The sequence below is a fragment of the Allocoleopsis sp. genome, assembly GCF_036703385.1.
Taxonomy (GTDB): Bacteria; Cyanobacteriota; Cyanobacteriia; order Cyanobacteriales; family Coleofasciculaceae; genus Allocoleopsis.
The window spans coordinates 1-9,158 of the sequence record NZ_DATNPA010000537.1 but is presented as its reverse complement, the minus strand read 5'-3'; the positions used below and the strand labels follow the sequence as shown (position 1 = coordinate 9,158).

The window sequence follows — 9,158 nt, the reverse complement described above, 5'->3', positions numbered from 1 at the left end:
CGTAGATTTCAAAGACAGCTACAGGTTTCTGTTTACCTTTAACTTTAACTCGATCCACAAACCGATAGCTGTAGTTGTGTGGCTCATCCAGATAACAGAGAGTTTGCAAGCTAATCAAAATTCCGGCTCCATAAAGCTTGGTTAACCCTTCCAAACGCGAGGCGAGATTAACCGCATCGGCAATCACTGTGCTTTCCATTCGTTCTTGAGAGCCAATCGTACCCAGCATTAAACTCCCCGTATGTAAGCCAATGCCAATAGTAATGGGAAGATACCCCAGGCTTTGCCGATGTTTATTGTAGAGAATCACTTGTTTTTGCATCTCAATTGCCCCAGACAAAGCCTCATTAACGGACTCAGGGAATAAGGCCATGATGGCATCGCCAATGTATTTATCAATGAAGCCATTATGAGCGCGAATAACTGGACTAACTCGACTCAAATAACTGTTGATAAAATTAAAATTCTCTTGAGGACTCATCCCTTCAGATAGGGTAGTAAAGTCACGTATATCAGCAAATAAAATGGTCATATTTTTCTGAACATGATCGCCCAATTTCACATCTACAATACTTTCGTGCCCCAAGAAACGGAGAAAGTCATGGGGAACAAAGCGACCATAAGCAGCATTAATTTTGGCAAGGCGAATATGGGTTTTAATTCGTGCCAACAATTCATTTTTAGAAAAGGGCTTAGTCAGATAGTCATTAGCACCCGCAATAAATCCCTCCACAATATCGGATGTTTGAGTTTTTGCCGTCAACATCACAATGGGAAGTTCAATCGCCAGAAACTTTTCGCGAAGTTTTCGTGCGACTTCATAGCCTGTCATGCGGGGCATCATCACATCGAGTAAGATTAAGTCAGGTTGAAAGCCCCGTTCAATAATTGCTAAGGCTTCTATACCATTTGTGGCTTGAGTAATAGCATAGTGTTCCAAAGAAAGATTGTTAACTAGAACCTGAAGGTTGATGGGTTCATCATCGACAATGAGGATTTTAAACTCTCCACTTTCTGCGGTTAATGCTTCATTCGCAATCAGTGGTTCATTTGTTAATTTTTGAAGGGGTGCTATTGACCGAAGGGGAGATACTTCCGAGATTGTCTGTACTTGATTTTGGGAAACTGGCAATGTAAAGGTAAACTGGGAACCTTCACCAATTTTTGAAGTTACACAAATTTTACCACCGTGTAACTCGATTAGCTGTTTAGTGATAGTTAAACCTAAACCTGTACCACTGTATTCTCTACCTGTAGAACCATCGACTTGTTCAAAAGATTCAAAAATCCTATCCAATTTATCAGCTGGGATACCAATACCCGTATCAGTAACGGTAATAGCAATCTGTCTATTATCTGGTTTCAGCTGTTGGTCATTCGTTGCAATTAAGTCGTCACCCCTAGCTCCTGAATCCTGACCATTGACCAATTCGGATCTTACCTCTATCGTCCCTGAATCTGTAAATTTAATCGCATTCCCTATTAAGTTATAAAAAATCTGTTGTAGACGATTTTCGTCTGCCTCTACTAGGGGAAGTTCGGGACTGATAGAGTTAATCAACTGCAAGGGTTTTTGACTAATCAGGGGTTGAGAAAGCGTCAGGACTACATCGGCAATTTCTCGCACACCGACTGGCTTAATTTGCAGTTCAATATTTTTATGCTTTAGCTTCGCTAAATCTAGAATATCGTTAACTAAATTAGACAGTCTCCTGCCACTAGAAGTAATCAGGGAAAGATTAGCGATCGCCTGTGGTGGCAACTGTCCAGCAGCGCCATCTATCAGGGATTCGGCAATACCGATAATGCCATTCAATGGAGTGCGGAGTTCGTGAGACGTATTAGCTAGAAACTCATCTTTAAGTTTATCTAATTCCTTCAATTCAGCATTTTTAGCTTCTAATGTTGTGAATGATTCTTGCAACTGACTCGCCATACTGTTAAAAGCATTGGCTACAACCCGTAACTCATAAGAGCGTCCAGGTCTTACTGTATTCTCCCATTGCCCTTTAGATAAAGCATCGGCAGCTTTAGAGAGACGCAGGATCGGTTGAACAATCCAGCGGGACGTGAGCATTCCGATCAGGGTTGCCACCACTAAGGCGGCTAGGCACAAGAAAATAGTCGTGCGGGTATTCGCGTTAATAGCCTCCATGAAGTCTGACTCTGGAACAACGACTACAATCAGCCAATCCAAACCATGAGCTTCATGGATGGGTGTAATTTGTACGAATTGCCGTTCTCCGTTGATTTCAAAAGCTAACTGCTGGCTTTTAGTAATATGAGTAAGGCTGCCAAAATGGGAGGTCAAATGTTTGGCTGTTGCTTGAGTGAATACATTGGGACTGGCGCTCGCTTTAATACGTTTGGTACTTCCTTGATAGATGATGAAAGGAGGTTCTGATGTGGAACTAGCGACAAGCATCCCAGATCGTTCGATAATAAAGGTCTGCCCTCTTTTCCCAATTTTTAAGGTACGCAGAAATTCACTGACCTGCGAGACGACGAGATCGCTGGCGATGACACCATCAAGGACACCATTTTTGTTGTAGATAGGTTGGGCAGCACTAATGGTCAGTTTGGGTTCAGAAAAAAAAGAGTAGATTTCACTCCAAGTCGGTTTACCTTTCTGTGCAGCGTTGCTATACCAGGGTCGCTTTCTAGAGTCGTAGTTTTTTGAGGTAATTTTTAAGAATTTGGTGCGCTCACCCTGACCATTGCTGGCATATCGATGTCCCTGGCCTTTCGTGGTTTTATCGGAAACTTGAATCTCTAATCTGCCATTATCGAGCCGTTCAACACCGATAAATTCTCCCCGATTACTACCGAAGTAGATGTACCCAACTGAAGGGAACCGTTGCGCCTGCCAAAAGAAGTGATGCTCAAGTCCTCTGAGATTTTTGATATCCAACTGACCCAGGCGAATGGCATCGGCGTTGATTTGATTAATCAGAACGGGTGTGGCTAAGTAGTTATGCAAATGCTGTTCGATGCGAGCCGTAATTTCGCGGCGGAGTTGGGTGGTAACATCGTTAATCGCCTGCTGTCCATTGCGTAAGGAAAGCCACCCCACAAGTCCCACGGCTCCGAGTATTTGCAGGATAAATGGCACTACGAGAATGACACGGAGTGGAACTTTGCCAGAAGCCTTAGAAACTGAGTCGGTTAGAGGTTTTAAAAACATAAGGGCACTAGCTCAGTAGCAGGGCATACGCTTCGCGTCATGATAGAAGTGAGTGAATCGCTTCCTGTATCGAGGATATCGCCTGAGCGTTGGCAAGTTCTGTGATTGAATAGGGTGTCTGTCTAACGCTCTTATGTCACTCTAGGAAAAGAAAAATAGCAGCCAATCGATGAAAGCCCTACTCAATGGACAATCTAGCAATCGCAAACTGATAGTAACTCATGTCTTAAACTTCGATAGTGAAACTCTTGCGGTGTAAGGCTTTCAGATTTTGCTCTGGCGAGAGTGACAAAAGAGCGGGAAGTCGAATGTCACTGACTTAAGCAAAAAGTAGTCGTTCTTTGGACAAAAACCAGATTGGGGGGTCTCCCCCCAAACCCCCCACTGGGGGACGGAGTGCCTACCTAGAGACCCCCTGCACAAGGCTTGGTTGGTGAGCCAGGAAAGTTTTTAAGTCAGTGACATTCTTCTTAAGTCGAATGTCACTGACTTAAGGGAAAAGTGATCGTTTCTTGGAAAAACCCAGATTGGGGGGGTTCCCCCAAACCCCCTGCACAAAGGTTGGTTGGTAAAGTAGGAAAGTTTTTAAGTCAGTGCCATTCTTCTTAAGTCAGTGACATTCCCCTTAAGCCTTAAGTGTCCTGGGCACCTGTACCCCCAGTGTCACTACTCTCGCTGCCATGAATAGGGACATCGCCAGCCATAATAAATGACTACTTTGAAATAGCCAAGCTGCGATCGCAATTGGGGCAAAACCAAACAACGTTGCAGCTAAGGCAGCACTGCGGATGGCAGGTCCCTCTGCCAAACCCAAGAAATACCCATCCAGGATAAAAGCCATAGAACCGAATCCCAGAAAAGGTAGTAGCCACGAAACATAGCGATCAATACTATCCACAACTTCCGCATGATTCGTCAACAAGCCAAATAGAGGGTCTGGAAATAGCACACAAACAAGGGCGAAGCTAAGACCTAAAATCAGGCTGGTTCCTCCAGAAATTCCCAACAGGGAGGATAGCTGTTCACGATCGCCTTTACCTTGAAAGATCCCGGCTAAACTCTCCGTGGCGAATGCCAATCCATCAATAAAGTAGATAGCTAGAGTGACAACCTGTAGAAGCAAAGCATTTTCAGTAAGCATCATTGTTCCCATCACCGAACTCAAGCTGGTGAATATGGAAAAGGTGGAGAGAAAGGCAAAAGTTCGGATAAAGATATCTCTATTTAGGGCTAGGCAAGCTTTTAGAGCTGATAGGTCTAAAAGTTGTCTGGCTAAGGCTCGTATCTCTTTGAATCGAACTTCTTGACAAACAAAAATAATTCCTACTATCAAAATTAAGTATTGACTGGCTGTTGTCGCTAAACCAGCTCCTGCACTTTCCCACCCCAACCGGACAATTAATAGGTAATCCAGCAAGATATTGGCTCCATTGCCAACAACGGACAACACCAAAACCTTGCCGCTTTGTTCACGTCCTAGAAACCAACCAATGAGTACGAAGTTGAGCAGAGTCGCCGGTGCAGCCCAAATCCGAGCCTCATAATAAGCTAGCCCTGAAGCTTTGACATCGGGCGTTGCGCTCAGCAAGGCGAACCCAAGCTCTTGTAAGGGATATTGCAAAATTAGGATAGTGATACCTAGCCCCAGAGCCAGTAGACCATTTCGCAACCCCGTGAGCAATACCCCCTCCTCATCCTCACGCCCTACCGCTTGAGCTGTCATTCCCGTAGTGCCCATGCGCAAAAACCCCAAACTTCGGTAGATATAATTAAACAAAACAGTAGACAGAGTGACCCCAGCTAAGTGGCGAATATCTCCTAAATGACCCAAAAATGCCACACTGATTAAACCAGCCATCGGCACCATCAGATTGGACAAAATATTGACGATCGCAAGTCGGAAAAATCGAGGCAGAAAGTCATAGCGATCAAGGGCTGTAATTAACATATTTTGGTTAATTTGAGGGGATTGAGGGCGGTCAATACTCACAGATTAACAAATTTTAACAATCATGAATAACTGACTTTTTAACCCAGATACCCTCTGGCTTGTTTTCTATTTAACCGTTCTGACCGATACTACTTTTAGTCGTAAATTTAACAATCAAGTAAAAAAACAATTATGGCAGAGCTTCCTAAAACCCTAGAAGAAGCCATCGTTCAAGCCAAGGAGGCTACTCAATCCGCTTTAAAGGATGGTCGTACCCGGTTGCAAGTGGAGCTGGTATTTCCAGAAATTGCCCTCCAAGCTCAGTCGATCGCACAACAATTTATTCCCCTGTTTGAAGAGTATGGTTCAGGACTGAAAGTCTTCTTTCCCGATACGGGTGCCGCTGCTCTCGCCCGTCGGGACTGGGGGGAGGTGCCGTTTAAAATTAGTGACGTGGGTACCTCGCGATCGCCTGTAGAAACCAGAATCCAGCCAGAGGACGAGGCGTTCTTGCTAGTTTCGCCGACAGCAGTAGAGGTGGCCCAAGTTGAAATACTCTGCAATCTGGCAGGTGATCGCCCCTGCGTTTTGCTCAACCCCCAGTTAGAAGATATCTCGATTGTTGGGATTGGCTTAGCCGCACGGAAAGTGCGCGATCGCTTCCTGAGTACCCTTGAATCCTGTTACTATCTCCGACCCCTCGATCAGGCTGCCATCATCCGCTCTTACCCAGGACTCTGGCAAGTTTGGCTAGAAATCGATGATGAGTATCAACTAATTGCTGAAGAGCCTCAAAGACCCGCAGGAGAAGCATTAGAGCAACTCCTTCTTAAGGCGATGGGCAGCAGCGAAACAGGAGAAACAGCCGCACCCGCCGTCAAAAAACCAGGATTCCTCAGCAATCTCCAGCGCTTCTTAAACGCTCTGAGCCGATAATTAGGTTGAAGGTTAGAAGGTGACGCTGAACTTTTAAATTGCCAACCGTCAACCTGAGTAAATGCGATAATGGCAATTAAATAGGAACTTCCGGTTGAGGGTGCAAAAACCGACCGTAAATCCTTCTGTAGCAACATCCGATGAATCCTTCGTGTGAGGAGAGTCAGCCAAACCTAGCCATCAGGGACGCATCTCTCCAAGCCTTTTTCCATATCTCTCCAGATTTGTTGTGCATCCGTGGCAGTGATGGGTATTTCAGGGAACTCAACTCAGTCTGGCAAACTACCCTAGGCTGGACACTGGAGGAATTGCGATCGCGTCCCTGGTTAGACTTGGTCCATCCCGATGATGTTGCCTTCACCTTTGAGATGGAGTGTCTTTGTCATACCCTCAAGGCAACTCACACCCCTATACAACTGAAAAATCGCTACCGTTGCCAAGACGGAAGCTACCGCTGGCTGTCTTGGCGTCTATCCGTCTATGAAAACGGCTTAAGCTATGGCATCGCTCAAGATGTCACAGAAAGCAATTGGGGAGGTAGTGGAGCGTATCGCACCCGATTACAGGAATCGGTGAAGCTACGGGATCAGGCGATCGCTGCCAGTAGTGTAGGAATTGTGATTGCCGATGCTCGATTGCCGGATATGCCCCTCATCTACGTGAATCCTGCCTTTGAGCAAATAACAGGTTACTCTGCCACTGAGGTACTCGGTTATAACTGTCGTTTTTTGCAAGGCAAAAAGACAAAGCAGCGCGCGGTTACTCAACTCCGTGCTGCGATTAAAGCGGGAGAACACTGCACCGTTACCTTACTCAATTACCGGAAAGATGGGACTCCGTTTTGGAATGAATTAACGATTTCACCGATTTATGATGACAACAATAACCTCACTCATTTTGTCGGTATTCAAGCGGATATTAGCGAGCGCATCACAGCCGAAAAAGCCCTACGTTTGGAAAAAAACAAGTCAGAACGGCTATTACTCAACATTTTGCCCAAGCCCATTGCTGACCAATTAAAACAGTTTGAGGGTTCATTGGCTCAACAATTTACTGAAGCCACCATTTTGTTTGCCGATATTGTGGGCTTTACCCCCCTAGCGGCTCAAATGTCTCCTTTAGAACTGCTCAATCTCTTAAATCAGATTTTTTCAGTTTTCGATCAATTAGCCGAAAAACACGGAGTTGAGAAAATTAAAACCATTGGCGATGCTTACATGGCTGCTGGGGGATTGCCTATACCGACGGATAATCATGCAGAAGCGATCGCGCAAATGGCGTTGGATATGCAACAAGCGATTGGGCAGTTCCAAGCACAACAGGATAAATCGTTCCAAATTCGCATTGGCATTAACACCGGCCCAGTGGTGGCGGGTGTAATTGGGATTAAGAAGTTTAGCTATGACCTTTGGGGTGATTCAGTTAATGTAGCGTCCCGCATGGAATCCTCTGGAATTCCTGGCAGAATTCAAGTGACGGCTGCTACAAAAGAGCGTTTGCAGGATAAGTTTTTATTTGAAGAACGGGGCGCGATCGAGGTTAAGGGAAAAGGGGAAATGATGACTTATTGGCTGATAGGGAAAAGGGAGTAGGAAGTCGGGAATAGTGCCGTAGGGTGAGCAGTGTTCCACGTCGATATGGTCAGTTCCTTCGATTTATGGACACTGCTCACCTTGACATTAAATAAATAAAGATTTTTACTTTTACCTTTGTACTGGCTTGACATAGACACGATCGCACCTGAGCGTTTCTACCCCCCTTGCAGGTTGATAACCACTGCTTTCGTATAGCTTCACCGCTTCTTGGAGGACACTGGCGGTTTCAATCCAAATTTCCTGAAAGCCTCGCTGTGCGATCGCTTTTTCCAACTGCTGCAACAGATACTTACCTAAGCCTTGCCCTCGTGCTGCTGGGGACAAATACATTTTGCGAATCTCTACAGCGTTTTCCCCCCGTTCTACCGGATAATACGCCCCTGTTCCCACCAACTGCCCCTGCTGTTCAATTACCCAAAATTCTCCCCCTACTGCCGTGTAGGACGCTTCCACCTCTAAAACGTCCCTGTCTGCTCCACTTGGCTCCCAAGACAACCCATATTCTGCCAACACATTCCTGATAATTGCGGCTGCTTTTTGGCGATCGCGAGGCTCCCAGGCACGAATCACAAAGTCTTTGTAGAACATTTCCTGTCGTATTTCAGGATATGGGTTGGGGTCGTCGGCGTCACTTACGGGCATATCAAAGACGATTTCAAATTTTGAGGCAGGCATGAACCGATGCAAAAGTCTTTTATGATCTTCTGCATCCTGACGATTATAAAAGCGAGCGACAGTGTAGTGCCTAGCATCAGGTAAAATACATGCGATCGCCCAAGGACGACTACTCTCTTCAGTTGCTTGGACTCGTTGGTAACTCATAACACCCCTTATTGAAAAGCTTGACTGAGGAAAGGCGATTACCTTGCACGGGCAAACGTGGGCAATCGCCAATGCTCGTAATCCAGTGGAACCAATACAAATCTCAGATGATTTCCGTCTAGGCATCACCTCCTTGAACAATGCAGCCGCTACCCGCACCAAAGTACGGGCACTACCTCAGAAGGACTCGCGATAGATATCTATGCGACTGCTTAAATGAGAGACTTTTAGGAAAGACCAGTCAGCTTGCTCTCTTAGGAAGTTTGTGAAACTGGCTAGTCTTTTTTGTTTACAACCAACACTTTAGTGTTGATCTGCTCTTGTGTCAACACTAAAGTGTTGAAAAGCTATGTGTTATGAATTCAGACCGTTCACAAACCAATTCAGCAGGAATCACCTTGAAAACCCTCAGAGAAGGTCGAGGGATAACTCAAGGAGAGCTAGGAAGTAAACTAGGTCTGAGCTATCGAGCGATCGCAGAATGGGAAAGTGGTAGAAAACTTCCGCGTTTTGATAATGCGGTCGCCCTAGCGCGAGAATTAGGCGTTTCTCTCAAAGTGCTGGCTCAAGCGATGCAAATCGACGTTGAGGGCGTGCGGGATGATGAACTGCAAAGGCAATGGCCTTTAGAGGGGGATACTTGAGGTGAATGTCACTGACTTAAGCGATCTCCTACGGAATTCGCCCCCTA

The 9,158-nt window shown here is 45.6% G+C and carries 7 protein-coding genes; 4 read left to right on the top strand and 3 right to left on the bottom strand.

Annotation, left to right across the window (positions count from 1 at the left end; translation table 11 throughout):
* Both V6C93_RS26085 and gntT read right to left on the bottom strand, forming a co-directional pair.
* Positions 1 to 3,184 (bottom strand): response regulator (locus V6C93_RS26085; protein ID WP_333479586.1); only part of this gene is annotated, 3,184 nt, incomplete at its 3' end.
* A gap of 625 nt (positions 3,185 to 3,809) precedes the next feature.
* Positions 3,810 to 5,132: a guanitoxin biosynthesis MATE family efflux transporter GntT gene (gene gntT / locus V6C93_RS26080; RefSeq protein ID WP_349262847.1), complete on the bottom strand. Its 1,323-nt coding sequence runs from the start codon at positions 5,130 to 5,132 to the stop codon at positions 3,810 to 3,812.
* A 174-nt stretch (positions 5,133 to 5,306) separates the two neighbouring features.
* Here gntT and V6C93_RS26075 point away from each other — a divergent pair, with 174 nt between their 5' ends.
* Positions 5,307 to 6,050 (top strand): DUF1995 family protein, encoded by a 744-nt coding sequence (locus tag V6C93_RS26075; protein ID WP_333479584.1) that lies wholly within the window; start codon positions 5,307 to 5,309, stop codon positions 6,048 to 6,050.
* Between the two features lie 140 nt (positions 6,051 to 6,190).
* Positions 6,191 to 7,642, top strand: coding sequence for an adenylate/guanylate cyclase domain-containing protein (locus tag V6C93_RS26070; protein ID WP_333479583.1), 1,452 nt, complete (start codon positions 6,191 to 6,193; stop codon positions 7,640 to 7,642).
* 111 nt (positions 7,643 to 7,753) lie between these two features.
* On the opposite strand, the gene V6C93_RS26065 is transcribed toward V6C93_RS26070, so the two are convergent.
* A complete protein-coding gene (locus tag V6C93_RS26065; protein WP_349262846.1) occupies positions 7,754 to 8,233 on the bottom strand; it encodes a GNAT family N-acetyltransferase in 480 nt (159 codons plus the stop codon).
* A gap of 277 nt (positions 8,234 to 8,510) precedes the next feature.
* Here V6C93_RS26065 and V6C93_RS26060 point away from each other — a divergent pair, with 277 nt between their 5' ends.
* Together V6C93_RS26060 and V6C93_RS26055 are read left to right on the top strand one after the other, a co-directional pair.
* Positions 8,511 to 8,663, top strand: a complete 153-nt coding sequence (locus V6C93_RS26060) for a hypothetical protein (RefSeq protein ID WP_333479581.1) — start codon at positions 8,511 to 8,513, stop codon at positions 8,661 to 8,663.
* Between the two features lie 160 nt (positions 8,664 to 8,823).
* A complete protein-coding gene (locus tag V6C93_RS26055; RefSeq protein WP_333479580.1) occupies positions 8,824 to 9,111 on the top strand; it encodes a helix-turn-helix transcriptional regulator in 288 nt (95 codons plus the stop codon).
* Positions 9,112 to 9,158: the final 47 nt, after the last annotated feature.

What these genes read in the sequence shown, in the direction of transcription:
- gntT (WP_349262847.1), bottom strand. Translation starts at nt 5,132, where the DNA reads ATGTTAATTACAGCCCTTGATCGCTATGACTTTCTGCCTCGATTTTTC.
- V6C93_RS26075 (WP_333479584.1), top strand. Translation starts at nt 5,307, where the DNA reads ATGGCAGAGCTTCCTAAAACCCTAGAAGAAGCCATCGTTCAAGCCAAG.
- V6C93_RS26070 (WP_333479583.1), top strand. Translation starts at nt 6,191, where the DNA reads ATGAATCCTTCGTGTGAGGAGAGTCAGCCAAACCTAGCCATCAGGGAC.
- V6C93_RS26065 (WP_349262846.1), bottom strand. Translation starts at nt 8,233, where the DNA reads ATGTTCTACAAAGACTTTGTGATTCGTGCCTGGGAGCCTCGCGATCGC.
- V6C93_RS26055 (WP_333479580.1), top strand. Translation starts at nt 8,824, where the DNA reads ATGAATTCAGACCGTTCACAAACCAATTCAGCAGGAATCACCTTGAAA.